Origin of the sequence: Sphingopyxis sp., from assembly GCF_041916015.1 — a bacterium.
In the GTDB taxonomy this organism is placed as follows: Bacteria; Pseudomonadota; Alphaproteobacteria; order Sphingomonadales; family Sphingomonadaceae; genus Sphingopyxis.
Window position 1 is genome coordinate 1 of record NZ_JAYSAH010000096.1, and the last position, 24,536, is coordinate 24,536.

Here is a 24,536-nt window from a genome sequence, read left to right on the forward strand (position 1 = left end):
AGCGCCTTGCTGCGCGCGCCGGGCGCGGGCGGGCGGCTGCACTATACGCCGGCGGGCGGGCGCGAGGCCGACCGCGCGGCGGGCGCGGCGATCTTCAGCCGGATCGGGCTGGCGAGCAGCGCCGACGAGGTGGTGGTGACCGCGGGCGCCCAGAATGCGCTGCATGCGATCGTTGATGCCACGCTCGCGAAGGGCGATGTCGTCGCGTGCGGGACGCATGTCTATCCGGGGTTCCTCGCGATCGCGAAAAAGGCCGGGCTGCGGCTTGCGCCGCTGGCGCGGGTCGCGGCGGACGCGCTTGAGGCACTGTGCCGGGCGACGAAGGTGTCGGCGCTGTATGTCGTGCCGACCAACGACAATCCGACGACCGCGACGCTGGACGCGGAGGAACGCGCGGCGCTCGCTGCCGTGGCGCGGCGGCACGGGGTGCGGATCGTCGAGGACGACGCCTATGGGCAGTTGGCCGAGACGCCGGTGGCGCCGCTGTCGAGCCATGCCCCCGAGCTCGGCTGGTATGTCGCGAGCGTGTCGAAGGTGATTTCGCCGGCGCTGCGCGTCGCGCATGTCCGCGCGCCGTCGGTGGCCGATGCGCTGGCGCTCGCGACCGCAGTGCATCAGACGAATGTGATGCCGCCGCCGCTGAACGCCGCGCTCGTGACGCGCTGGCTCGAGGACGGCAGCTATGACCGGCTGATCGCCGAGACGCGCGGAGAGGCAGCGGCGCGGCTCGCGATGGCGGCGGACATCCTGCCGCCGGACAGCCACGCCGCGCATCCGTGCGGCTATCATCTGTGGATGCCGCTGTCCGCCGACGCCGATCCGGGGCAGGTCGCGGCGCGCGCGCGCACTGGCGGGCTGATGGCGATTCCTGCCGATGCTTTCGCGGCGGATGAAGGCGATGTTCGCGCACTGCGCGTGTCGCTCGGCGGCGCGATCGACCGCGCCGGGTTGCGGCGCGGGCTGGAGATGCTGGCCACGGGACTGGCGGAAGGCGGCTAGAGGCCTGAGGCGAAGGCGCCGCGGCTTGCTCCCTCTGCCCGTCCGTGCAATAGGCGCCGCCCCTCGCGATACCCCGGCCGGCACAGGACAGATCAATGGACAGCAATAGGGCTGCATGCGCGCTCGGCCTCGACTTCGGCACCACCAACAGCGTCGTCGCGCTTGCCGACGGGCAGGGCGGGTCCGAACTCATCGACTTCGCGGGCGAGGAGGCGACGGGCCCGGTGTTCCGTTCGGCGCTCTGCTTCTGGGAAGAGGAGAGCGCGTGGCAGGGGATCGCGTCCGAAGCCGGGCCGTGGGCGATCGCCGAATATCTCCAGTCGCCGCTCGACAGCCGCTTCGTGCAGTCGTTCAAGAGCGTCGCGGCAAGCCCGCTGTTCGAGCGGGCGCTGATCTGGGGCAAGCCGTTCCGCTTCGAGGATATGGGGCGGCTGTTCCTCCAGCGGCTCGTCCGCCATGCCGGCGGCCGCCTCGACGAACGGCCGCGCCGCGTCATCGTCGGGCGGCCGGTCGAATATGCCGGCGCGCGCGCCGACCCCGCGCTGGCGCGGCAGCGTTACGACCTGATGCTCGACCGCTTCGGGGTCGAGCTTCATTATGTCTATGAACCGCTCGGCGCGGCGCACAGCTACGCTGCGCGGCTGACCGAGCCTGCGACGATCCTCGTCGCCGATTTCGGCGGCGGTACGACCGACTTTTCGATCGTCCGCATCGCCGAGCCCGGAGCCGCGCGCCGCTGCGCGCCGCTGGCCTCGGCGGGGGTCGCGATCGCGGGCGACCGCTTCGACCAGCGCATCGTCGACAAGCTCGTCCTGCCGCTGCTCGGCAAGGGCGGGCAGTATCGCTCGTTCGACAAGATCCTCGAGATTCCGGGCGGCTATTTCACCGATTTCGCCGACTGGTCACGGCTCGCGATGATGCGCAACCGGCGCACGATCGAGGAGCTTCGGCGGTTGCAGCGCGACGCGGTCGATCCCGAGCCGATCGGGCGGATGATCGCGCTGATCGAGCATGAGCAGGGCTTTCCGCTCTACGACGCGGTCGGCCGGGTCAAGCGCGCGCTGTCCGAAAGCGAGGCGGCCGAATTCCGCTTCACCGGCGGCGGGGTCGAGATTGCCGCCGACATCCGCCGCACCGATTTCGAGGCGTGGATCGCCGACGACCTTGTCCGCATCGAGGCGGCGATGGACGCCGCGCTGGCGAAGGCGGGGGTCGAGGCGGGCGCCATCGACCGCGTCTTCCTGACGGGCGGTTCGTCGCTGATCCCCGCGATCCGCGCGATCTTCGAGCGCCGTTTCGGACGCGAGCGGATCGCCGCGGGCGGCGAACTGACCTCGATCGCGCACGGCCTGGCGTTGATCGGCGCCGAGCCCGATCCGTCGGAGTGGGAAGTCTGAATGCAAGAAGGGGCCGCATCAGCGACCCCCTCCCTTAAGCCTGTCCGCTGCTCAAAGGGCGAAGCGTTCGGCATAGTCGGCGCGCAGGCGCACCCAATTGTCCCAGTGCGGCGCCGGCGTCGTGCCGCGCAGCCGCGCTTCGAGGACATCGACATGCGCGTGCCAGCCGGCGCTGACGTTGAGGCGGACGGTGACGTCCTCGACGCGCTTGTGGACGATCGTCAGCAGCACCTCGTCGCCCTGTTCTTCGAGCGTGAAGGTCACGCCGCCGGTGCTGCCCCAGCTGACCGACAGGCTGTGCGGGCCGTCGATCGCGGTGACTTCGCACGTCATGCGATGCTCCTCGGCCATGTTGTCGGGCCGCGCGCCCGGCGGGTCGGTCAGCTCGTCGTTGCGCCAGACGAATTCGACCGGCGCGCCGACCTTTTCCTCCATCGCGCCCGCGGCGAGCCACTGGCGGCGGAGCTCGCCGTCGGTGAGGTAGGCCCAGACGCGCTCGATCGGGCCCGGGAGCAGGCGCTGGAGGGTCAGCGTCGCGGGCTCGGTCAGCGTGCCGTAAGCTTCGTCGGTGAGCATGGCAGTCATCGTCAGTCTCCTTCTTGTCCGGGGAGGGGTTTCTTCGGGGGCGTGGGCGGGGCCTCGCGGAGCAGCCGCTCGAGACTGTCGAGGCGGTCGGTCCAGAAGCGGCGATAGAGGCCGAGCCACTGGTCGGCGCGCATCAGCGGAACCGGCTCGAGGCTGCAGACATGGGTGCGCCCGCGCACGTCGCGGCGGATCAGCCCGGCGGCCTCCAGCACCTTGATATGCTTCGATGCCGCGGCGAGCGACATGGCGAAGGGTTCGGCGAGTTCGCCGACCGTCCGTTCGCTTGCGGCCAGCTCGTTCAGCATCGCGCGCCGCGTGGCATCGCCGAGCGCGTGGAAGATGGTGTCGAGCGTTTGCGAATCATGTTCAACCATGTGGTTTAATATGGGCGCGTCGAACTATATTGTCAACCGTTCGGTTGAATAAAGCTTCCGTGGATCGGCTTGGCGAGCCCGCGAACTGCGGCTAGCCTTGCCTCAGCTATTGTCCGCTCAGAGAGATTCGATGATGTTTTCGTTCCTTGCCCTGTCGCTTGCCGCCGCGGCGCAGACCGTCCCCGCGCAGACCACCCAGCTGCCGCCCCCGCCGCCCGCGGTGCCCGCGCCGGTCACGGCGCCGGTCGAAGCCGACACGCGGCCCTATGTCGAACTCGTCACCGACGCGGGGAAGATCGTCATCCGGATCGAAAACAGGCGCGCGCCCATCACCGCCGCCAATTTCCTGCGCTATGTCGACAGCAAGCGGATGGCGACCGTGTTCAAATTCTATCGCACGACGCGCAGCTGGGGCGAGGGCAATGCACTTGTACAGGGCGGCAACCGGGGGGATGCCCGCCTCAACTATCCGCCGATCGCGCACGAGCCGACGACTGTCACCGGGCTCACCCACTGCAAGGGCGCGGTCGCGATGGCGCGGCTCGCACCGGGCGATGCGACGAGCGACTTCTTCATCCTGCTGTCCGACATTCCGGGTTTCGACGCCGATCCGTCAGCCAGCGGCGACAATGCCGGTTTCGCGGTGTTCGGCGAGCTGGTCTCGGGGCTCGATGTCGCGGAGAAAATCTATGCCGCGCCGGTCTCGCCGGCCAAGGGCGAAGGGGTGATGATCGGCCAGATGCTCGAACCCGAGTTCAAGATCCTCTCGGCCCGCCGCATAGCCGCGCCCGCCGATGCACCGCAGGGGTGCGTCGTGAAGGCCGCGCCCCGACCTTGAATCCGGACCTTGATGCGGCGGTGCGCGAACCCGACGAAGCGCCTATCATTTATTTTGCGTTCATCCGCGCTGTGGCTATACCGCGCGCATGACTCAGCGCCCCTCCGTTCGCGCCGCCGTGCGCTTCGCCGCCGCCGCTCTTGTGATTTCGCCGATGCTGGCGTCCTGTGCCGGGGGCGGGGGCGTCAAGAAGGACACCCGCTACGTCGCGCGCGACGTCAACACGCTGTACCGCGCGGCGCAGGACCGGCTCGACCGCAGGCAGTACAAGCTCGCCGCCGCGCTGTTCGACGAGGTCGAGCGTCAGCACCCCTATTCGCCCTGGGCGCGCCGCGCGCAGCTGATGAGCAGCTTTTCCTATTATATGGACCGCGAATATACCCCGGCGATCGAGGCGGCGCAGCGCTTCCTCGCGATCCATCCGGGCAACAAGGACGCACCTTACGCTTATTATCTGATCGGCCTTTCCTATTATGAGCAGATCAGCGACGTCACCCGCGACCAGAAGATCACCCAGCAGGCGAAGGACGCGCTGGGCGAGGTGATCCGCCGCTATCCCGACAGCCGCTATGCCGCCGACGCGCGGCTGAAGCTCGACCTCGTCGAGGACCATCTCGCGGGCAAGGAGATGGAGATCGGCCGTTTCTACCAGCGCAGCTCGAACTGGCTGGCGGCTTCGATCCGCTTCCGCGAGGTGGTCGACCGGTTCCAGACGACCAGCCATACGCCCGAGGCGCTCTATCGCCTGACCGAATCCTACCTCGCGCTCGGCATTCCCGAGGAAGCGAAGAAGTCGGCCGCCGTGCTCGGCGCCAATTATCCGGGCAGCAAATGGTACGACCGCGCCTACAAGCTGATGCAGAAGCACGCGCCGGGCAGCTGATACGCTGTCCGTAGATTCGCATTTTGTTCTGCGGTAAGGGCGGGACATGCTGACGGCGCTGTCCATCGCCAACATCGTTCTGATCGAACGGCTCGACCTCGATTTCGAGGCCGGGCTCGGCGTGCTCACTGGCGAGACCGGGGCGGGCAAGTCGATCCTGCTCGACGCGCTCGGGCTCGCGCTCGGGATGCGCGCCGACAGCGCGCTCGTGCGGCAGGGCACCGACAAGGCGCAGGTGACCGCGAGCTTCACCCCGCCCGCCTCAGGCACCCCGCTCGCGGCGCTGCTCGCGGAAAATGAGGTCGCGCTCGAACCGGGCGAGCCCTTGCTGATCCGCCGCACGCTGAAGGCCGACGGCGGCAGCCGTGCCTTTCTCAATGACCAGCCCTGCTCGGCGGCGTTGCTGCGCGAGGTCGGGGGCTATCTGGTCGAAATCCACGGCCAGCACGACGACCGCGGCCTGCTCGCGCCATCGGGGCATCGCGCCTTGCTCGACGCTTATGCCCGCGCCGATACGGGCGCGGTGGCGAGCGCCCATGCCGCCTGGCGCGCGGCCGAGGAAAGGCTCGCGGCCGCGCGGGCCGCGATTTCCGAGGCCGAGCGCGACCGCGAATGGCTGGAGCATTGCGTCGCCGAGCTTCGCGCGCTGAACCCGTTGCCCGGCGAAGAGGCCGAACTCGCCGAGGCGCGCGCCGCGATGCAGAAGGGCGAGAAGATCGCCGGCGACCTCGGCATAATCCTCGAAGCGTTCGACGGCAGCGACGGCGGTCCCGCGCTGCTCCGCGGCGCGGCGCGGCGGCTCGACCGGCTGGCGGGCGATCATGCGCTGCTCGCCGAAGCGCTCGCGGGCCTCGACCGTGCGATCATCGAGGCTGATGAAGCCGAGACCAAGCTGCATGAGGCGGCGCGCGCACTCGAATATGATCCCGAGCGGTTGGAGGCGACCGAGACGCGCCTGTTCGAACTGCGCGCGATGGCGCGCAAGCACGGGTGCCAGCCCGACGAACTCGCCGACCTCGCGGGCGACTTCGCCGCGCGGCTCGACGCGATCGAGGGCGGCAGCGCGGGGCTGGCGAAGCTGGAGGCCGCCGTTGCCGAAACTGCCGCCGCCTACACCCACGCGGCAACTGCGCTCTCGGATTTGCGGGCCAAGTCTGCAGCGCGGCTCGACGCCGCGGTCGCGGGCGAGCTTGTGCCGCTGAAGCTCGACGCCGCGCGCTTCCGGACGCTGGTCGAGCGGCTTCCCGCCGAACGCTGGGGCGCCGAGGGCATCGACCGCGTCGAGTTTCTGATCGCGACCAACCCCGGCGCGCCCTTCGCACCGCTCGCGAAGATCGCGTCGGGCGGCGAATTGTCCCGCTTCATCCTCGCGCTCAAGGTTGCGCTCGCCGAAGAGGGCGGCGCCGACACGATCATCTTCGACGAGATCGACCGCGGCGTCGGCGGCGCGGTCGCCAGTGCGATCGGCGAGCGGCTCGCACGGCTGGCGGGCGCAGGGAAGCAGCTCCTCGCGGTGACCCACAGCCCGCAGGTTGCGGCCAAGGGCGCGGGCCATTTCGTCATTGCCAAATCGAGCGAGGGGACAGTCACGCGCACCGGCGTCCGCGCGCTCGACGACGCCGGCCGCCGCGAGGAGATCGCGCGCATGCTGTCGGGCGCCGAAGTCACCGAAGAGGCGCGCGCGCAGGCGGAAAGATTGCTGGAGGCGGTATGAGTTCGGGCCGATATCAGGAAGAGGGCTATCTGGCGCTGCCCGGTTTCGTACCGGCCGAGGTCACGCACGCGCTCCTCACCATGCTCAAGTCGGACTTGGTGCGGGGCGGGGTCTCGTTCGACCGGCTCAAGCAGAAGCACGATCTGCTCAGCGCGGCGGCGGTCGAGGTATACGGTACGCATTATCTGCCGCTCTCGACCTTTCTCTGGGGCATGACCCCGGCGGTGAGCGCGATCGTCGGCCATGATCTCCGCCCGACCTATTGCTATTTCCGCATGTACCGCCAGGGCGATATCTGCCGCATCCATTCGGACCGCTACGCGTGCGAGCACAGCCTGTCGCTGCTGCTTGCGGCGAGCGACGGCAAGGCGTGGCCGCTCGAGGTCGGGTCGCAGCATATCGAAACCCCGCGCCAGCGCGCCGACGCCGATTTCGGCGACGAGGCCTATGGCTCGGTGCCGATGCTGCCGGGCGACGCAGTACTCTATCAGGGCGTCCACCGGCTGCACGGACGGATGACCCCCAATCCCAACCGCTGGTCGGCGCACCTCTTCCTCCACTGGGTCGATCCCGCCGGCCCCTATGCGGACCATGCGTTCGAGGGAATCCAGATACTGCCGACCGAAGCGCTCGCGATGGAGCGGGCGTGAAGGGGAGGGGCTTTGATTATGGACATGACCGAAATTGAATCGCTCTCCGAAGCCGAAGCCGCCAACGAACTGATGCGGCTCGCGAAGCAGATCGCCCATCACAACAGGCGCTATCATGCCGAGGATGCGCCCGAGATTTCGGACGCCGACTATGACGCGCTCGTGCGGCGCAACAATGCGCTGGAAGCCGCTTTCCCGAACCTGATCCGCGCCGACAGTCCGAATGTTCAGGTCGGCGCCGCGGTCGAGGGTTCGCCGCTCGCCAAAGTGACGCACGCGGTGCGGATGATGAGCCTCGACAACGCCTTCGCGGCCGAGGATGTCGAGGAATTCGTCGCGCGCGTGCGGCGCTTCCTGAACCTCGGCGAAGGCGAGAGCGTGGCGCTGACCGCCGAGGACAAGATCGACGGCTTGTCCTGCTCGCTGCGCTACGAAAAGGGCAGCCTCGTGCAGGCCGCGACGCGCGGCGACGGCGCGGTGGGCGAGGACGTCACCGCGAACGTCCGCCACATCGCCGACATTCCGCAGGAATTGAGGGGTGAAGCGCCCGACGTCTTCGAGATTCGCGGCGAAGTCTATATGGCGAAGGCCGATTTCGCCGCGCTCAACGCGCGGCTGATGGACGAGGGCAGGGTGCTCGCGGCCCAGCGCGAACAGGATTTCGATCCGTCGAGCGTCCGCCAGTTCGCCAACCCGCGCAACGCCGCGGCGGGCTCGCTGCGCCAGAAGGATTCGAATATCACCGCGTCGCGCCCGTTGCGTTTCCTTGCGCATGGTTGGGGCGAGGCGAGTGCGGTCCCGGCTGCGACGCAATATGCGATGATGGAGCGAATCGCGGCGTGGGGCGTCCCGGTCTCGCCGCTGCTGAAGCGGTTCGACAATGTGGCCGACGTCCTCGCGCATTACCGGATGATCGAGGCCGAACGCGCCGAGATGCCCTATGACATCGACGGCGTCGTCTACAAGGTCGACCGGCTCGACTGGCAGGCGCGGCTCGGCTTCGTCGCCAAGGCGCCGCGCTGGGCGATCGCGCATAAATTCCCCGCCGAACGCGCGCAGACCACATTGGAAGCGATCGACATTCAGGTCGGCCGCACCGGCAAGCTGACCCCGGTCGGGCGGCTCACCCCCGTCACCGTCGGCGGCGTCGTCGTCTCGAACGTCACGCTCCACAACCGCGACGAGATCGGCCGCCTCGGCGTGCGGCCGGGCGACCGCGTCGTCGTCCAGCGCGCGGGCGACGTGATCCCGCAGGTTGTCGACAATCTGACCCGCGACGAGCCTCGCGTACCCTACGTCTTCCCCGACCATTGTCCGGTCTGCGGCAGCGAGGCGGTCGCCGAGGAGGGCGAGGTCGACGTGCGCTGTACCGGCGGCCTCATCTGCGCCGCGCAGAAATTCGAGCGGCTGCGCCATTTCGTCAGCCGCGGCGCGCTCGACATCGAGGGGCTCGGCGAGAAGAGCCTTCAGGAATTTCTCGACCTCGGCTGGCTCGACAAGGGGCCGGCGGACATTTTCCGGCTCAAGAGCCATCGCGACGAATTGCTCGGGCGCGAGGGGTGGAAGGAGAAGTCGGTCGACAATCTCTTCGCCGCGATCGAGGCGAAGCGCACACCCGATGCCGCGCGGTTGCTCTTCGGGCTGGGCATCCGCCATGTCGGCGCGGTCACCGCGCGCGATCTGCTGAAGGGGCTCGGCGACATCGCGCTCCTTCCCGCGAAAGCCGCAGAAATCCAGGCCTGGCTCGATGCGAATCCGCGGGTCGAGGGCGAATCCGACGGCAAATTCACCGCGCGCAAGATGGAGGCGATCAAGGCGATCCTCGAAGTCCGCGCCGACGGCATCGGGCCCGCGGTCGCCGAGGCGCTCGGCGACTTCTTCCACGAACCGCACAACCGCGACCTGTGGGACGATCTGCTCTCCGAAGTCTCGCCGCCCCCTTATGTGGTCGAGACGCGCGCCAGCGAAGTCTCGGGCATGACCGTCGTCTTCACCGGCAAGCTCGAGACGATGAGCCGCGACGAAGCGAAGGCGCAGGCCGAAGCGCTCGGCGCCAAGGCCGCGGGATCGGTGAGCGCCAAGACCGACCTCGTCGTCGCGGGTCCGGGCGCGGGATCGAAGCTCAAGCAGGCGAGCGCGCTCGGCATCCGCGTGATCGACGAGGGTGAATGGGCGGCGATCGTCGCGGCGGCGGGCTAGCCATTGATGGGCGTCTTCGTCACCCCGGACTTGATCCGGGGTCCATTCAGTGCTCGCTATCACTGACGATGCGCCGAATGGATGCTGAATCGAGTTCAGCATGACGGACGGAAAGGATGAGCGGGGGCTCGATGGCCAAAAATGACTATCTTCAGACGCTGATGCGCGATCTCGAATCGCACACCGAGGTGCGGCGGTTCGGGAGCGGTTGGCTGTCGGGCTTCTTCGGGCTTCTCTTCGCGATCAGCGGCTTCTTCATGGTGATCGCGCTGCGCTTCCCCGACTGGTTCGCGACGCCCGAGCTCGCCGCGGTAAAGGGTTGGACCGGCTTTCGCGGGGTCGTGCATCTGACCCTGCTCGTCAGCTACGCGCTCGCTTTGCTCAGCCTGCTGCTGCGCCCGCGCAAGGCGCTGGGGCTGACCGCGCTGATCGTCGGGCTCGGCGCCGCGCTGCTTGGCGGCGCGAACGTCCAGCCGCAGGAGACGCGCGACTGGGGCATTTTCTTCGGGCTCGACTTCTTCGTCGTCAACCTGCTCGTCACGGGTTTCATGTTCGCGCCGCTCGAGCGCGCCTTTCCGCACCGCCGCGCGCAGCGGCTGTTCCGCATCGAATGGCGCGAGGATCTCTTCTACTATCTGGTCAGCACGATGTTCGTGCAGGTATTGAGCTTCCTCGCGCTCGCGCCGCAGGCCTTCGTCAACGACCATACCAGCAGCTGGAACGCCTTCCGTGCGGGCGTCGCGGCCTTGCCATGGATCGTGCAGTTCGGGATCGTGGTCGTCGTCTCCGACCTCGCGCAATATTGGTTCCACCGCCTGTTCCACAAAATCCCGTTTCTGTGGGGTTTCCACGCCGTCCATCACAGCGCGAAGTCGATGGACTGGCTTGCGGGGTCGCGGATGCATTTCGTCGAGATCATCCTGCTCCGCTCGATCACCTCGCTGCCGCTGTTCACGCTGGGCTTCGCGCCCTCGGTGATGCAGGCCTATATCGGCTTCGTCTATGTCTGGTCGTCGCTGCTTCACGCCAATGTCGGCGGCGATTTCGACCGGCTCGGCCACTGGATCGCGACGCCGCGCTTCCACCACTGGCACCACGGGCTCGAGCGCGAGGCGTTCGACGTCAATTTCGCGATCCACTTCTCCTTCCTCGACAAATTATTCGGCACCTTCCATCTGCCGAAGGGGCGCTGGCCGCAAAATTACGGCATTCCCGAGGATGTGCCGCAAAGCTATTGGCGCCAGTTCCTCTATCCCTGGACGCGCACCGGCAAGAAGACCGACGAGACGCCGGCGGAGTAAATCTCGTCATTGCGAACAAAGCGAAGCAATCTCCAGCTATCCGCCTCGCACAAGGTCGATAGCTGGAGATTGCTTCGCTTTGCTCGCAATGACACGGCGGGGGTGGGCAATCTGCCCGCTTGCCAGCGGATGCGGCGCGCCATAAGGCGCACGGCGTGGGCCTTCTCGCCGCCTTTCGCCGTCCCGGTATCCTGCTGCTGCCCGTGCTGCTGGCGCTGGCGGCGCGCGTTTTCGTCGCGCCGGGCTGGATGATCGAGAGCGGGGCGGGCGGCACGATCACCGTGCGCGTCTGTTCGGACCCCGCGAACCCCGGCGGAACGATGACGATCCCGCTTGAGAAAGCCGGCGACCATCAGGGACAGGCACAGCAGCATTGCCCCTGGGGCGCGCTCGCGGTCGCGCCGCTGACGCCCGATACGCCGGTCCTGCCCGAAGCGCTCGCCGCCGCCGAACCCGCGCCCGTTGCGGTCCCCGCGCTCGGCTTCGCGCCGGGAATCGCCTCGCCGCTGCCTCCGAGTACCGGACCACCCGCTTTCGCCTGATCCAGTCTGACCGGCCGCCCCGCGTATTGAACGCAGCGCGGCCCTTGCCTGCATTCAAGCGAAGGATATTCCATGAACTCCCCTATGTTCCGGGCGGCGCCGTTGCTGGCGCTCGCCTTTTCCGTACCCGTCTGCGCCGCAGAGGCCGACCAGACGATCATCGTCACCGCCCCCGCCGCGACCACCGCCGCCGAAGAACGCGCGGCGAAGACGCCCGGCGGCACCGACATCGTCTCTTATGAGGATTATGCCGACAAGAGCGTCGTGTCGCTCCGCGACGCGCTCGCCTTCTCCCCCGGCGTCTATCTCCAGCCGCGTTACGGGCAGGAGGTGCGTATCTCGATCCGCGGTTCGGGCCTGTCGCGCGGCTTCCATATGCGCGGCCTGACGCTGCTGCAGGACGGAATCCCGATCAACCTCGCCGACGATAACGGCGATTTTCAGGAGCTCGAGCCGATCTTCTTCGACCATCTCGAGGTATATCGCGGTGCCAACGCGCTGCGCTTCGGATCGCGAACGCTCGGCGGCGCGATCAACGGCGTGACCCCGACCGGGCGCACCGCGGAGGGGATCTACCTGCGCGCCGACGCGGGCAGCTTCGACATGCTGCGCGGCCTCATCGCGGCGGGCGTCGCGGGCGAGCGCGTCGATGCATGGGGCGCGATCAGCGCCGACACCTCCGACGGCGACCGCCAGCAGGCGAAGCGGCGGAGCCTGCGCTTCCACGGCAATGTCGGGCTCAAGCTGTCGGACGCGGTGACGACGCGCTTCTACGCGAGCGTCAACAACATCGACCAGCAGCTCCCCGGCGCGCTGACCTATGATCAGGCGCTCACGACCCCGCGCCTCGCCAATGCCGCGAGCCTGACCGGCAATCAGCAGCGCGACATCGATTCGCTGCGCCTTCAGAACCGGACGACGATCGACTGGGGGGCGCTCACGCTCGAAGCCGGGGCGTTCCTCAACGCAAAGTCGCTCTATCACCCGATCTTTCAGGTCGTCGATCAGGAGAGCAGCGACCGCGGCACCTTCTTCCGCTTCGATTATGCGGGCGACCGGGTCGAGGCGACCTTCGGCGGAGAGCTACGCGTCGGCGACATCAAATCGAAGCGCTTCGTCAACGTCGCGGGGCGGCGCGGCGCACTGACCTTCGACGCCGATCAGGATGCGCGCAGCGCCTCGCTCTATGGCGAGGTGCGCGTGAAGCCGGTCGCTGCGCTCTCGCTGATCGCGGGCGGGGTCTATGCCGACGGGATGCGGCGGCAATTGATCAACGCGAATACCGCCGCGCCGGCGCAGGCGGGCACGCGCGGCCGCGCCGATTTCGATGCCTTTTCGCCGAAGATCGGTTTGCTCTACGAGCCCATGCGGGACGTGCAACTCTACGCCAACTACAGCCGCTCGGTCGAATTTCCCGGCTTCAACGAACTCGCGCAGATCGCAAGCTTCGTGCCCTTGGGCCCGCAGCGCGCGTGGACGGCGGAGATTGGCACGCGCGGGCGGTCGGGTGCCTTCGCCTGGGATCTGAGCGCCTATCGTGCCGACCTCAGGGGCGAGATGCTGCAATATACGGTCGGGCCCGACATCCCGGCCTCGACCTTCAACGCCGGGCGGACGCGGCACGAGGGGATCGAGGCGGCGCTCGAATGGAGCCCGATGGACTGGCTGCGGCTGCGACAGGTCTATGCCTACAGCAACTTCCGCTTCCGCCGCGACGCCGAGTTCGGCGGCAACCGCCTGCCGATCGTGCCGCGCCACAGCTACCGCGCCGAGCTTCGCATCGGCGACGAGGCGCTGCACATCGCGCCGAACCTCGAATGGGTGCCGCAGGGGCCGTTCGCCGACTACCGCAACCAGCGGCGCACGCCCGGCTATGCCTTGCTCGGGCTGACCGGCGGGGCGCGGATCGCCGCGGGCTTCGATGCCTTCGTCGATGTCCGCAACATCACCGGCAAGAAGGCGATCGGCGACATCAGCGCGGCGATTGCGGTGACCGACGCCTCGGCGATATACTACCCGGTCGAGCGCCGCGCGGTGTCGGCGGGCCTTCGCGCGCGCTTCTGACCCGCTATCCCCCGGCCGCGACCGCCCGCGCTTCGGCGCGCGCGGGGGTCGCGCCGGGGATCACCGCGTCCATATCCCTGTTCTCGGGCAGGATCGGCCAGAGCAATTGCTGCCCCAGTGTCGCGGGCGGCAGATTCTCGACGCCATAGCTGGCGGGATAATGGCGCGTGATCTTCGCGGTGCCGAACAAGACGTCCCAGAAGAAGAGGAGATTGCCGAAATTGCCCTTGTAGTGGACCGCCGGGTCGTCGGCGTGGCGCCCGTGATGGGCATGATGCGTCGCGGGGGTGCTGATCGTCCGCTCGACGACCCACATGACCGGCGCAAGCGCCCTGATGCGATAGAGCGGTGCGTCCCACGCGACGTCGCTGTGCGCGCCGATGATCACCAGCATCTTCACGATCAGGTAAAAGGCATAGAACCAGCCGAGTCCCAGATAGACGAGCACGCCTGCGAACCAAATGCTCGGCATCATCGCATAATAGAGGAGGTTGTTCCGGTAGACGAGCCGCACGCTCATGTAGCGGGCGTTGTGATGCGCGCGGTGGAGGTTGTAGAGCCAGGCGGTGCTGTGCGACGCGCGGTGCCACCAATATTGCATCATATCCTCGCAGACGAGGAACAGCGCGAGCGCGGCATACCAGGGGAGGGACGCCAGCGCGCCCTCATATTGGGGAAAGAAGCGGTGGCCGATCGCGCCGACCGTCAGCAGGATCGCGGGCTGGGTCAGGATCGTCAGCGTAAAGGTGCTGACGATCTCGACGATACCGTCGTGCCGCGTCTGCTCGGTCTTTGCGAAAAAGCGCGTGCGCGCGAGTTCGATCAGGCAGAAGCCCAGATAGATGAGCGCGACGATCAGGCTCGATTGCGTCGTAGTGAGTTGCATCCCGATTCTCCCGTTCCGGCCTTCGCTGGCCTTGCCTTTCTCACGCCTTTGCCACACATCGGGCGGCAGAAATGCAAAGATCTTATCATTTCGATCTCGCCGAACGGACGCGGCTGTCGCCTGCCGAGCGCGAGCGGCTGGTCGCGATGGCGCCCGCGCGGCGCTTCGCCGACGGCCAGTTCGTGCAGCAGCAGGGCGATGCCGGCGACGCCTTCTGGGCGGTGGTCGAGGGGCATGTCCTCGTCGGCCGCTATGCCGAGGACGGCGGCTTCACCGCCTTCGCCGTGCTCGGCCCCGGCGACCTGTTCGGCGAGCTCGCCTTTTTCACCGGCGTGCCGCGGCAGGCCGATGCGCTCGCCAGCGGCCCGGCGCGGCTCGTTGCGATCGACCGTCCGCTGCTCCGCCAGCTGATGGCCGCCGATGTCGGATGGGCCGAGCTGCTGCTCCGCAGCCTCGGCCGCCAGCTCGCCGGGGCGCTCGACATCATCGACGCCGAGCGGCGGCTCAGCAGCGCCGACCGGCTGTTGCGGCTGCTCGGCATGATGGCGGCGGACGGCGGCGACGGCGCGACCGTGCAAGCGACCCAGCAGCAGCTCGCCGACCTGCTCGGCGTGTCGCGCGTCACGCTGGGCGCGGCGCTGCGCGAATTGACCGCGCGCGGGCTGGTCGAAACCGGCTATGGGCAGATTCGGCTGATGCCCCAAGAACGATAAAGTTTCACCTGAAACCATTTCATGCTAGAGATCACCGCATGAAGAACCCCGACACCCACGTCCACGACACGCCGCCGCCGGGCGCTGCGGCCGACTGGACTTGTCCGCAGGACTGGGACGCCTTCACCGCGGACGAACATGCGATGTGGGACCGGCTGTTCGCGCGGCAGTCGGCGATGCTGCCCGGGCGCGCGTCGGAGGCGTTTCTGCGCGGCATCGACGTGCTGCGGCTCGAAAAGCCGGGCATTCCCGACTATCGCGAGCTCAATGCGCGGCTGGCGGCGGCGACGGGGTGGCAGGTCGTCGCGGTGCCGGGGCTCGTGCCCGACGATGTCTTTTTCGACCATCTCGCGAACCGGCGTTTCCCGGCGGGCAATTTCATCCGCACCCCCGAACAGCTCGACTATCTCCAGGAACCCGACGTCTTCCACGACGTCTTCGGCCACGTCCCGATGCTCGCCGACCCGGTGTTCGCCGACTATATGGTCGCTTATGGCGAGGGGGGGCTGCGCAGTCTCAAATTCGACGCGCTGAAGCAGCTTGCGCGGCTTTACTGGTATACGGTCGAATTCGGGCTGATCCGCGAGGCGGGCGGGCTTCGCATCTATGGCGCGGGAATCGTGTCGAGCTATGCGGAGAGCGTCTTCGCACTCGACTCGGACAGCCCGAACCGCATCGGCTTCGATCTCGCGCGGGTGATGCGCACCGATTACCGGATCGACGATTTCCAGCAGAATTATTTCGTCATCGACAGTCTGGGCCAGTTGCTCGACGTGACGGTGAACACCGATTTCGCGCCGCTCTATACCGCCAACGCCGCGCTGCCGCCGATCCCGATCGCCGACATATTGGCGGGCGACGAGGTGATCACGCGCGGCACGCAGGATTATGCGGCGGCGAAAGCCTGAATAGCCACGTCATTGCGAGCGGAGCGAAGCAATCTCCAGCTGGCAGCCTTTCTTGACGATGGCTGGAGATCGTTTCGCCGCTGCGCTCCTCGCGATGACGATTCTCACCAGCTCCCGAACGTCGCGTCCGATGCATTCGCCCGGTGGAAAGCGCGTTCCTTCCGCCGCCAGCCGTAACGCCGGCGCTTGACGAGCAGCAGGCACGGCCACTCCGCGCTGCCGCCGCGCGCCGCGAGGCGAAAGCCGTGGGCGCGATAGGCGGCGAGCACCGGCTCCATCTGCCGCGCGATCAGCCCGGCCAGGATCGCATGGCCGCCCGGCGCGGTGGCGCTCGCGATGTCGGGGGCGAGAGTGATCAGCGGCCCCGCAAGGATATTCGCGACGACCAGATCATAGGGCGCGCGGCGCCGGATCGCCGGATGGTCGGTCCCCGGCGCGACCGCGAGCGCCAGCCGCCCGCCGCCGCGCCCCAAGGGGACGCCATTGATCGCGGCATTGTCCTTGGTCACGAAAATGCTCGCGGGGTCGATGTCCGACGCGATCACCCGCGCGCGCGGCCACAGCGCGTGTCCGGCAAAGGCGAGCAGGCCGGTGCCAGTGCCGATGTCGGCGATATTGCGCGGGCTCGTGCCTGCCCGCGCCAGCCGGTCGAGCATCGCGAGGCATCCCGCGGTCGTGTCGTGTCCGCCGGTGCCGAAGGCCTGACTGGCGTCGATCAGGAAGGACACGGTGCCCGGCGGCACCCGGTCGGCATAGCTGCTCGTATGGACGAAGAAGCGCCCGGCCTGCACGGGTTCGAGCCCTTGCTGCGACAACGTGACCCAATCCTGTTCGACCAGCTCCTCGACGACCGGTTTCTTGCCCCTGGCGCTCGGGATCAGGCTTTGCAGCAGTTTGAGCAGCGCCGCGCCGGGCTTCGCGTCCATATAGGCGTCGAGCTGCCACAGGCCCGCATCTTCGTCGATCTCGCGGGTGACGACGACCGGCGCTTCGGGCATCGCATCGAGTTCGGGAATTTCGCCCGACAGCGCCTCGGCTTCGGCGCGGGTGCAGGGAAGGGAGACGATCCAGCTCATCCGCCCGCCTTACGGCAGGCGGGGAGCGATTGCCAAGCTCAGGCCACGCGGCGGCTGAACTCGCTGGCGGCCTTTTCCAGCGATTGGAGCCGGTCGCCCATCTTGGCGAACTCGCTGCTCAGCGTGCTGATCTCGCCCGCGACCATGCCCGAATCGTTGCGGATGCTGGCGATCGTCGATGACATCGAGTCGGCGGCAAGCGCGGTCTCGTCGACCGCGGCGGTGATCGAGGTGACCGTCTGCGCCTGCGCGTCCATCGCGTCGCGAATGCGCTGCGCCGAGGTCTGGACCTCGACGATCGTCGCCTGGATCGACTGGTTGGCGGCGACCGAGCCGCGCGTCGCCTGCTGGATCGCGGTGATCTTGCCCGCGATATCGTCGGTCGCGCGCGCGGTTTCGTTGGCGAGGCTCTTCACTTCCTGCGCGACCACGGCAAAGCCGCGGCCCGATTCGCCGGCGCGCGCCGCCTCGATCGTGGCGTTGAGCGCGAGCAGGTTGGTCTGCCCCGCGATCTCGCGGATCAGGCCCAAAATGGATTCGATCGATTCGGCGTGGCGCGACAGCGCCTCGGACATCGCGACCGCTTCGCCCGCCTGCTCGGAGGCGCGCGTCGCGACGCTGGCCGAGGCTTCGACCTCGCTGCGCGCATCCTCGATCGCGCGGATCAGGCCCGCCGCGGTCGAGGCCGCTTCGCGCATCGCCATCGCCGATTGCTCGGACGCGGCGGCGACTTCGCTGGTCTTGGCGATCATGCCTTTCGCCGCCTGATCGGCCGAGGCCGCCTGGCGCGCGAGTTGCTGGCGCGCAGAATCCGTGTCCTGCACCAGCGAGGCAATCGAGCGATCGAAATCGCCCGCGAGCGTCTGACGCTCGCCCGACAGCACCGCGCGGTCGAGCTTCTCGGCATAGCGCTGCATGATATCATATTCGAGCAGGCCGAGCCGGTTGACCGCGCTCGTCAGGCGGACGATGCGGTTGGCGTCGTCGCCGCACGCCGCGACCACATGCTCGATCGTCAGCCGCTGGCTTTGCGCCATGCACGAAATCACCGAGGCGAGCGGCAGCTTGACGCGCCGCGCCATATGCGTGTTCTGGCACGCGATCGTCGCGACCTCCTGGCCCGCCGGATCGCCATATTTGACCATGGTATGCCGCGCGCTCCCGCGGACGTAGGAGGCATAAAGCTCGCCCTCGATCGGGCGGTCGATCGACGGCAGCGCATTGAAGGCATCCCAATAGGCGCGCGCGACGGCCTCTTCGTGCCCCGCGACGATCGCCCCGATCTCGGCCGCATCCGCGGCGAGCCGGCCGTCGAGGTCATAATGGGGAAAGCGATCGGCCATCAGCACCGGATCGATCTGCTGCCTGTGAATCGGATTTTCCTTCACCATGATCCTGCTTCCCTGACCAAAACGGCCTGACCAAATGGGGGACGTGCGGGTTCTGGCGCCGCATTCATCGCCGTGTCACCGGGATATGCGGGGCGGATGGTAAAGGCGGTGTTAACCAGCGACCGGAATTTTCGCCTCAGCGCAGGGCGTCGCCTCGCACCGGATAGCCCTCGAACGCCTTGATCGTGCGCAGCGCGAAGGCGCTGTGCATCGCGGCGACGCCGGGCAGGCGCGACAGGCAATGGCGGTGCAGCCGGTCGAAGTCGGCGACGTTGCGCGCCGCGACGCGCAGCCGATAGTCCGAGGCGCCCGACAGAAGCTGGCACTCCAATATCTCGTCGAAGCTTTTGACCGCGCTCTCGAACGCGGTGAGCGCCTCCTCGCTCTGCGAGGTCAGGGTGATATCGACGAAAACGTCCAGCCCCATGCCGATCGCCTCGGGGTCGAGGCGGGCGGCATAGCCGGTGATGATACCCGCCGCCTCGAGCGCCCGGATGCGGCGATGGCAGGCCGAGGGCGACAGGCCGACGCGGTCGCCCAGATCGGCGACGGGCTTGGGGCCATCGCGTTGCAGCAGGTCGAGCAGCTTCACGTCGATTCGATCAAGCATATCGCGTATCCGGAATGAAAGGCGCAAAATTATTGCGCACTTATCCGAAAGTGAACGAAGATATGCAAGCAAATCCCGGTGATTCGCTGTTATGTTTCTCCGAAGGCTGAGGATGTCTGAAAAAGGGCGCCGCGGCCGCTGTTTTTCGGAGAGCGAACCATGATCATCGGCACCCCCAAGGAAATCAAGAATCACGAATATCGCGTCGGCCTGACCCCCGAGAGCGCGCGCGAACTCGTCGCGCACGGGCATCGCGTGCTGGTGCAAACCGGCGCCGGCGAGGGCATCGGCGCGCACGACCGCTTCTACGAGCAGGCAGGCGCCGAGATCGTTCAGACCGCCGAAGAAATCTTCGCAACCTGCGAAATGGTCGTGAAGGTCAAGGAACCGCAGGCGGTCGAGCGCGCGATGCTGCGCCCCGGCCAGATCCTCTACACTTATCTTCACCTCGCGCCCGACCCCGAACAGACGCTCGACCTGATGAAGTCGGGCGCGATCTGCATCGCCTATGAAACCGTCACCAGCCCGCACGGCGGCCTGCCGCTCCTGAAGCCGATGAGCCAGGTCGCGGGGCGCATGTCGATTCAGGCCGGCGCGACCGCGCTCGAAAAGGCGCACGGTGGCCGCGGCGTCCTGCTCGGCGGCGTGCCGGGCGTCGCGCCGGGCAAGGTTTGCGTGATCGGCGGCGGCGTCGTCGGCTTCAACGCGGCGCAGATGGCGGCGGGGCTCGGCGCCGACGTCACCATCCTCGACCGCGACCCCGAAGTGCTCGAACGCGTCGGCACCTTCTTCGAGGCGCGCGCCAAGACCCGCTTCTCGAACCGCGCGAACCTCGCCGAATGCGTCGCCGAGGCCGATCTTGTCATCGGCGCGGTGCTGATCCCCGGCGCCGAGGCGCCGAAGCTCGTCACCCGCGACATGCTGAAGACGATGCGCCCCGGCTCGGTGCTCGTCGATGTCGCGATCGATCAGGGTGGCTGCTTCGAGACCAGCCACGCGACGACGCACGCCGACCCGACCTATGTCGTTGACGGCATCGTCCATTATGCGGTCGCGAACATGCCGGGCGCGGTCGCGCGGACCAGCACCTATGCACTCAACAACGTCACCCTGCCGCACGCGCTGCGCATCGCCGACCTCGGCTGGAAAGAAGCGTTGAAACGCGACGTGCATCTTGCGCAGGGGTTGAACGTTTGGAATGGTAAGGTGACGTTCGAGGCCGTGGCCGAAGCGGTCGGAACGGACTATGTGCCTGTCGAGCAGGCACTTGCCTGAGGGCGCCTGACGAAAAGGACGTAAGCGAACGATGACCGACCAAGTGCCGCCTCCCCCGCACGACGAGGAAGAAGAGAATGAAGTGATCCGCGCCGCGCGCGAATTGCAGGCGCAAAAGGAGGCGGCCGACAAGGCCGAAGCTGCCGACAGGGAGGCGGCGGCGAAGAGCGACAAGAAGCGCGGCTGGAAAACCGCCGCCGCGGCGGGGATCGGCATCGGATCGGCGGCGGTGCTCGCGGCGCTGCTCTACGCGAACCGCGACAAGATCAAGTGACGCCTCTTTCCGCACGGCACGGCCGCGCGGCATGAATATGCATCATCCCCGCGCAAGCGGGGGATACAGGGCGGCCTTCGTGCCGCCCTTTTTGTCGGCTTCGGGATGGGAAGCGGACGCTGCCCTTTCTTTACTTCGTCATCCCCGCGAAAGCGGGGACCCAGAGCGTCCGTCCGCTTACCCATCCCTGGGTTCCCGCTTTCGCGGGAATGACGAAGGGAGAGAGTGCGGCAACTCTCGGTCGAACACCGACGCCACCCCTACCGCCAGTCCGCCAGCCGCTCCCACGCGCGGACCTGCAACTGGGCGCAGAGTTCGGCCATACGCCAGTTGATGACGCCCTCTTCGGTCCAGTCGGCGCGGCAATGGGCGAAGCTCTTGCCGATCACGCCGCCATAGGCCGTTTCGAGCAGGTGGAAGATGCGGTAATCGACGGCATTGTCGAAGACGCATTCTTCGACCGGATCGCGGCCGTCGGTGCCGGGCGGCGGCGGCAGGCTCGTGTCGCGCGGTTCGGAGCAGAGGGCGCGCAGCGCCTTCGCGTCGAAATCGCGCTTGCCCTTCATGGCGGCGAGCGGGTCGCCCGCTTCGGCCAGACAAGATCCCGCCATCCGCCAGTCGGTGACGCCGTCCTCGGTCCAGCGGCTGTTGCACTCGTCCCTGTCCGTCTGCGTACTGGTGGCTTCGGTGGCGGTCAGCAGCACCCACAAGCGGCGGCCGCGGAGCTGATAATCGAGGCATTCGACCCGCCCGTCGAGATCGTCGGCCTTGACGTCGACGGCGCATTGCTTGTCGGCCATCGCGCGGTCGAAGCCGATCTCGGGAAGCGCGGCGGCGGGCGCCTGCGCCGCGAGCAGAAGGGTGGCGAGAAGCATGGCAGGCCTTTCGGAGCAGGAAGCTGTTGCTTTACAAGAGGAGTTTATCCCGGCGCGCAAGCCTCGAAAGGGTGGGGACGCGGGCGGGGCCCAAATTCTTCGTCCTGCGCCCCCTAAGCAATTGCATATCGCGGCGGGAACGCTTAACCCGCGCCCATCGACCGGATAGAGTCACAAAACGGGGCTGATATGGCTGGCAAGCAACCGAGCGCACGGCCGCTCTCGCCGCACCTTCAGGTGTATAAATGGTCGCCTTCGATGGCGGTCTCGATCTTTCACCGCATCACCGGCGACGGGCTCGCCATTGTCGGCGCGCTGATGTTCCTCTGGTGGCTCGGCGCGATCGCGGCGGGTCCCGATGCCTATGCGGCCTTCGTCGCCTGCGTCTGGAAAGACCCGAGCCCGGAAGTCGGCATGCTGCATCAGATCACCAACATCCTCGGCAAGGTCGTGCTGATCGGGCTGACCTGGGCTTTCTTCCAGCATCTTTTCTCGGGTCTCCGTCACTTCGTGCTCGATACGGGCGCGGGCTATGAGCTCAAGACCAACAGGCTCTGGTCGCTCCTCGTCTTCGCCGGCGCGATCCTCGCGACCGCCGCGACCTGGCTCTATCTGATCGCGGAGACGCTCAATGGGTAACGGAACTCGTCTCGGCCGCGTCCGCGGGCTCGGCCCGTCGCATCACGGCACCGGCCACTGGCTGCAGCAGCGCCTGACCGCGCTCGGCAACGTCCTGCTCGTCACCTGGTTCGTCGTCTCGCTGATCCGCCTGCCGCTCGGCGACCATGCCGCGATCCACCGCTGGGCGTCGAACCCGACGGTCGCGCTCGCACTGATCCTGCTCGTAGTCAGCGTCTTCTGGCACTTCCGCCTCGGCCTGCAGGTGATGATCGAGGATTATGTGCATGGCGAAGCGGCGAAGCTGCTCGCGATCGTCGTTCTGAATTTCTACGCGATCGGCGGCGCCGCTTTCGGCATCTTCGCCATCGTCCGCATCGCGCTTGCGCCCGCCGCCGGGCTCGCTCCGGGGGGTATGTAAGATGACCGAAGCCTATAAGATCATCGACCATGTTTACGACACCGTCGTCGTCGGCGCCGGCGGTTCGGGCCTGCGCGCCACGATGGGCAGCGCCGAAGCGGGGCTCAAGACCGCCTGCATCACCAAGGTGTTCCCGACCCGCAGCCACACCGTCGCGGCGCAGGGCGGCATCGCCGCCAGCCTCGGCAACAACACGCCCGACCATTGGCAGTGGCACATGTACGACACCGTCAAGGGTTCCGACTGGCTCGGCGACCAGGACGCGATCGAATATATGGTGCGTGAGGCGCCCGCCGCGGTCTACGAGCTCGAACATGCCGGCGTGCCGTTCAGCCGCAACGCCAACGGCACCATCTACCAGCGCCCGTTCGGCGGCCATATGCAGAATATGGGCGAAGGCCCGCCGGTGCAGCGCACCTGCGCCGCGGCCGACCGCACCGGCCACGCGATGCTCCACGCGCTCTATCAGCAGTCGCTGAAATATGACGCGGACTTCTTCATCGAATATTTCGCGCTCGACCTGATCATGGAGGACGGCGTGTGCCGCGGCGTGATCGCGCTCTGTATGGAGGACGGCAGCATCCATCGCTTCCGTTCGCAGGCCGTCGTGCTCGCGACCGGCGGTTACGGCCGCTGCTATTTCACCGCGACCTCGGCGCACACCTGCACCGGCGACGGCGGCGGCATGGTGCTGCGCGCCGGCCTGCCGCTCCAGGACATGGAGTTCGTCCAGTTCCACCCGACGGGTATCTATGGCGCCGGCGTCCTCATTACCGAAGGCGCGCGCGGCGAGGGCGGCTATCTGACGAACTCCGAAGGCGAGCGTTTCATGGAACGCTATGCCCCTTCGGCGAAGGATCTGGCGTCGCGCGACGTCGTGTCGCGGTCGATGGCGCTCGAAATCCGCGAGGGCCGCGGCGTCGGCCCGCACAAGGACCATATCTACCTCCACCTCGATCATATCGATCCGGCGGTGCTGCACGAACGGCTTCCGGGGATCACCGAGAGCGGCAAGATTTTCGCGGGCGTCGATCTGACGCGCCAGCCGCTCCCCGTGGTGCCGACCGTTCACTACAATATGGGCGGCATCCCCTGTAACTATCATGGCGAGGTCGTCACGTTGAAGGACGGCAATCCCGACACGGTCGTCCCCGGCCTGTTCGCGGTCGGCGAGGCGGCGTGCGTCTCGGTCCACGGCGCGAACCGCTTGGGCTCGAACAGCCTGATCGACCTCGTCGTGTTCGGCCGCGCGACCGGCCATCGCCTCAAGGAAATCGTCACCCCCGGCGCCGCGCAGCCCGCGCTGCCCAAGGACAGCGCCGACCTCGCGCTCGCCCGCCTCGACCATTTCCGCAATGCGAACGGCGGCTCGCCGACCGCCGAGGTGCGCACCGAGATGCAGCGCGCGATGTCGCAGCACGCCGCGGTGTTCCGCACCGACGAACTGATGGCTGAGGGCAAGGAAAAGCTCGCCAAGACCTATGAGCGGATGAACGACGTCCACGTCTCCGACCGCAGCCTGATCTGGAACACCGACCTCATCGAAACGCTCGAGCTCGACAATCTGATCGCGCAGGCGACGGTGACGATGCATTCGGCGTTCAACCGCAAGGAAAGCCGCGGCGCCCACGCGCACGAGGATTTCCCGAACCGCGACGATGCGAACTGGATGAAGCACACGATCAGCTGGTTCGACGGCTGGGGCGGCCCGGATAAGGCGAGGGGGGGCGGCGGCGTGAAGCTCGATTACCGCCCCGTCCACGAATATACGCTGTCGGACGACGCCGAATATATCAAGCCGAAGGCGCGCGTTTACTGACGATCGCGACATAGGTTGCGGATGTCTCTTTTGGGGTGGATTCCAGACCGCCCTCTATTCCCGTTCGTGTCGAGCGAAGTCGAGACACGCGAAGGCTAGCGCTTCCCAAGCGTGTCTCGACTTC

The 24,536-nt window shown here is 67.4% G+C and carries 24 protein-coding genes; 17 read left to right on the top strand and 7 right to left on the bottom strand.

Features of this window, described 5'->3' with window-relative positions; all coding sequences use genetic code 11:
- A partial coding sequence (locus tag ACE3SL_RS14190; protein ID WP_374526376.1) for a PLP-dependent aminotransferase family protein occupies positions 1 to 999 on the top strand: 999 nt, incomplete at its 5' end.
- Positions 1,000 to 1,094: 95 nt separating this feature from the next.
- The gene (locus ACE3SL_RS14195; RefSeq protein WP_374526377.1) at positions 1,095 to 2,396 is read left to right on the top strand and encodes an Hsp70 family protein; all 1,302 of its coding nucleotides are present in this window, start codon (positions 1,095 to 1,097) and stop codon (positions 2,394 to 2,396) included.
- Positions 2,397 to 2,447: 51 nt separating this feature from the next.
- Here the strand turns inward: ACE3SL_RS14195 and ACE3SL_RS14200 are convergent, their stop codons facing one another.
- Both ACE3SL_RS14200 and ACE3SL_RS14205 read right to left on the bottom strand, forming a co-directional pair.
- Entirely contained in the window at positions 2,448 to 2,981 is a 534-nt protein-coding gene (locus ACE3SL_RS14200) for an SRPBCC family protein (RefSeq protein WP_374526378.1), read from the bottom strand.
- A 2-nt stretch (positions 2,982 to 2,983) separates the two neighbouring features.
- On the bottom strand, positions 2,984 to 3,355 hold the full coding sequence (locus ACE3SL_RS14205; protein WP_374526379.1) for an ArsR/SmtB family transcription factor: 372 nt from the start codon (positions 3,353 to 3,355) through the stop codon (positions 2,984 to 2,986).
- Between the two features lie 133 nt (positions 3,356 to 3,488).
- On the opposite strand from ACE3SL_RS14205, the gene ACE3SL_RS14210 reads away from it, so the two are divergent.
- From ACE3SL_RS14210 to ACE3SL_RS14245, 8 genes are all read left to right on the top strand, one after another.
- Entirely contained in the window at positions 3,489 to 4,193 is a 705-nt protein-coding gene (locus ACE3SL_RS14210; protein WP_374526399.1) for a peptidylprolyl isomerase, read from the top strand.
- 88 nt (positions 4,194 to 4,281) lie between these two features.
- Positions 4,282 to 5,076, top strand: a complete 795-nt coding sequence (locus ACE3SL_RS14215; protein ID WP_374526380.1) for an outer membrane protein assembly factor BamD — start codon at positions 4,282 to 4,284, stop codon at positions 5,074 to 5,076.
- A 46-nt stretch (positions 5,077 to 5,122) separates the two neighbouring features.
- On the top strand, positions 5,123 to 6,790 hold the full coding sequence (gene recN, locus ACE3SL_RS14220) for a DNA repair protein RecN (protein WP_374526381.1): 1,668 nt from the start codon (positions 5,123 to 5,125) through the stop codon (positions 6,788 to 6,790).
- Positions 6,787 to 7,440: a hypothetical protein gene (locus ACE3SL_RS14225; protein WP_374526382.1), complete on the top strand. Its 654-nt coding sequence runs from the start codon at positions 6,787 to 6,789 to the stop codon at positions 7,438 to 7,440. Before recN ends, ACE3SL_RS14225 begins: the two co-directional genes overlap by 4 nt.
- Positions 7,441 to 7,464: 24 nt before the next feature.
- Positions 7,465 to 9,639 carry an NAD-dependent DNA ligase LigA gene (gene ligA, locus ACE3SL_RS14230; RefSeq protein WP_374526383.1) on the top strand — a complete coding sequence of 725 codons (2,175 nt, stop codon included), beginning with the start codon at positions 7,465 to 7,467 and terminating at the stop codon, positions 9,637 to 9,639.
- 131 nt (positions 9,640 to 9,770) lie between these two features.
- Positions 9,771 to 10,940: a sterol desaturase family protein gene (locus ACE3SL_RS14235; protein ID WP_374526384.1), complete on the top strand. Its 1,170-nt coding sequence runs from the start codon at positions 9,771 to 9,773 to the stop codon at positions 10,938 to 10,940.
- Between the two features lie 155 nt (positions 10,941 to 11,095).
- On the top strand, positions 11,096 to 11,482 hold the full coding sequence (locus tag ACE3SL_RS14240; RefSeq protein WP_374526385.1) for a hypothetical protein: 387 nt from the start codon (positions 11,096 to 11,098) through the stop codon (positions 11,480 to 11,482).
- Between the two features lie 72 nt (positions 11,483 to 11,554).
- Positions 11,555 to 13,546 carry a TonB-dependent receptor family protein gene (locus tag ACE3SL_RS14245; RefSeq protein ID WP_374526386.1) on the top strand — a complete coding sequence of 664 codons (1,992 nt, stop codon included), beginning with the start codon at positions 11,555 to 11,557 and terminating at the stop codon, positions 13,544 to 13,546.
- 4 nt (positions 13,547 to 13,550) lie between these two features.
- On the opposite strand, the gene ACE3SL_RS14250 is transcribed toward ACE3SL_RS14245, so the two are convergent.
- Positions 13,551 to 14,432 carry a sterol desaturase family protein gene (locus ACE3SL_RS14250; RefSeq protein WP_374526387.1) on the bottom strand — a complete coding sequence of 294 codons (882 nt, stop codon included), beginning with the start codon at positions 14,430 to 14,432 and terminating at the stop codon, positions 13,551 to 13,553.
- 71 nt (positions 14,433 to 14,503) lie between these two features.
- Here ACE3SL_RS14250 and ACE3SL_RS14255 point away from each other — a divergent pair, with 71 nt between their 5' ends.
- Positions 14,504 to 15,145, top strand: coding sequence for a Crp/Fnr family transcriptional regulator (locus tag ACE3SL_RS14255; RefSeq protein ID WP_374526388.1), 642 nt, complete (start codon positions 14,504 to 14,506; stop codon positions 15,143 to 15,145).
- Between the two features lie 38 nt (positions 15,146 to 15,183).
- A complete protein-coding gene (phhA, locus tag ACE3SL_RS14260; protein WP_374526389.1) occupies positions 15,184 to 16,053 on the top strand; it encodes a phenylalanine 4-monooxygenase in 870 nt (289 codons plus the stop codon).
- A gap of 104 nt (positions 16,054 to 16,157) precedes the next feature.
- Here the strand turns inward: phhA and ACE3SL_RS14265 are convergent, their stop codons facing one another.
- From ACE3SL_RS14265 to ACE3SL_RS14275, 3 genes are all read right to left on the bottom strand, one after another.
- Positions 16,158 to 17,129, bottom strand: a complete 972-nt coding sequence (locus ACE3SL_RS14265; RefSeq protein ID WP_374526390.1) for a 50S ribosomal protein L11 methyltransferase — start codon at positions 17,127 to 17,129, stop codon at positions 16,158 to 16,160.
- A gap of 38 nt (positions 17,130 to 17,167) precedes the next feature.
- Positions 17,168 to 18,520 (bottom strand): methyl-accepting chemotaxis protein, encoded by a 1,353-nt coding sequence (locus ACE3SL_RS14270; RefSeq protein WP_374526391.1) that lies wholly within the window; start codon positions 18,518 to 18,520, stop codon positions 17,168 to 17,170.
- Positions 18,521 to 18,656: 136 nt separating this feature from the next.
- A complete protein-coding gene (locus ACE3SL_RS14275; protein ID WP_374526392.1) occupies positions 18,657 to 19,130 on the bottom strand; it encodes an Lrp/AsnC family transcriptional regulator in 474 nt (157 codons plus the stop codon).
- A 159-nt stretch (positions 19,131 to 19,289) separates the two neighbouring features.
- On the opposite strand from ACE3SL_RS14275, the gene ald reads away from it, so the two are divergent.
- Both ald and ACE3SL_RS14285 read left to right on the top strand, forming a co-directional pair.
- The gene (ald, locus tag ACE3SL_RS14280) at positions 19,290 to 20,405 is read left to right on the top strand and encodes an alanine dehydrogenase (protein WP_374526393.1); all 1,116 of its coding nucleotides are present in this window, start codon (positions 19,290 to 19,292) and stop codon (positions 20,403 to 20,405) included.
- Positions 20,406 to 20,436: 31 nt separating this feature from the next.
- A complete protein-coding gene (locus tag ACE3SL_RS14285; protein ID WP_374526394.1) occupies positions 20,437 to 20,679 on the top strand; it encodes a hypothetical protein in 243 nt (80 codons plus the stop codon).
- Between the two features lie 260 nt (positions 20,680 to 20,939).
- Here ACE3SL_RS14285 and ACE3SL_RS14290 read toward each other — a convergent pair whose 3' ends face one another.
- A complete protein-coding gene (locus ACE3SL_RS14290) occupies positions 20,940 to 21,554 on the bottom strand; it encodes a hypothetical protein (RefSeq protein ID WP_374526395.1) in 615 nt (204 codons plus the stop codon).
- A gap of 189 nt (positions 21,555 to 21,743) precedes the next feature.
- On the opposite strand from ACE3SL_RS14290, the gene sdhC reads away from it, so the two are divergent.
- The 3 genes from sdhC to sdhA are packed head-to-tail and all read left to right on the top strand — an operon-like array spanning position 21,744 to position 24,412.
- Positions 21,744 to 22,193, top strand: a complete 450-nt coding sequence (gene sdhC, locus ACE3SL_RS14295; RefSeq protein ID WP_374526396.1) for a succinate dehydrogenase, cytochrome b556 subunit — start codon at positions 21,744 to 21,746, stop codon at positions 22,191 to 22,193.
- On the top strand, positions 22,186 to 22,593 hold the full coding sequence (gene sdhD / locus ACE3SL_RS14300; RefSeq protein ID WP_374526397.1) for a succinate dehydrogenase, hydrophobic membrane anchor protein: 408 nt from the start codon (positions 22,186 to 22,188) through the stop codon (positions 22,591 to 22,593). The genes sdhC and sdhD overlap by 8 nt, the downstream gene beginning before the upstream one ends.
- Before the next feature lies 1 nt (position 22,594).
- Entirely contained in the window at positions 22,595 to 24,412 is a 1,818-nt protein-coding gene (sdhA, locus tag ACE3SL_RS14305; protein WP_374526398.1) for a succinate dehydrogenase flavoprotein subunit, read from the top strand.
- Positions 24,413 to 24,536: the final 124 nt, after the last annotated feature.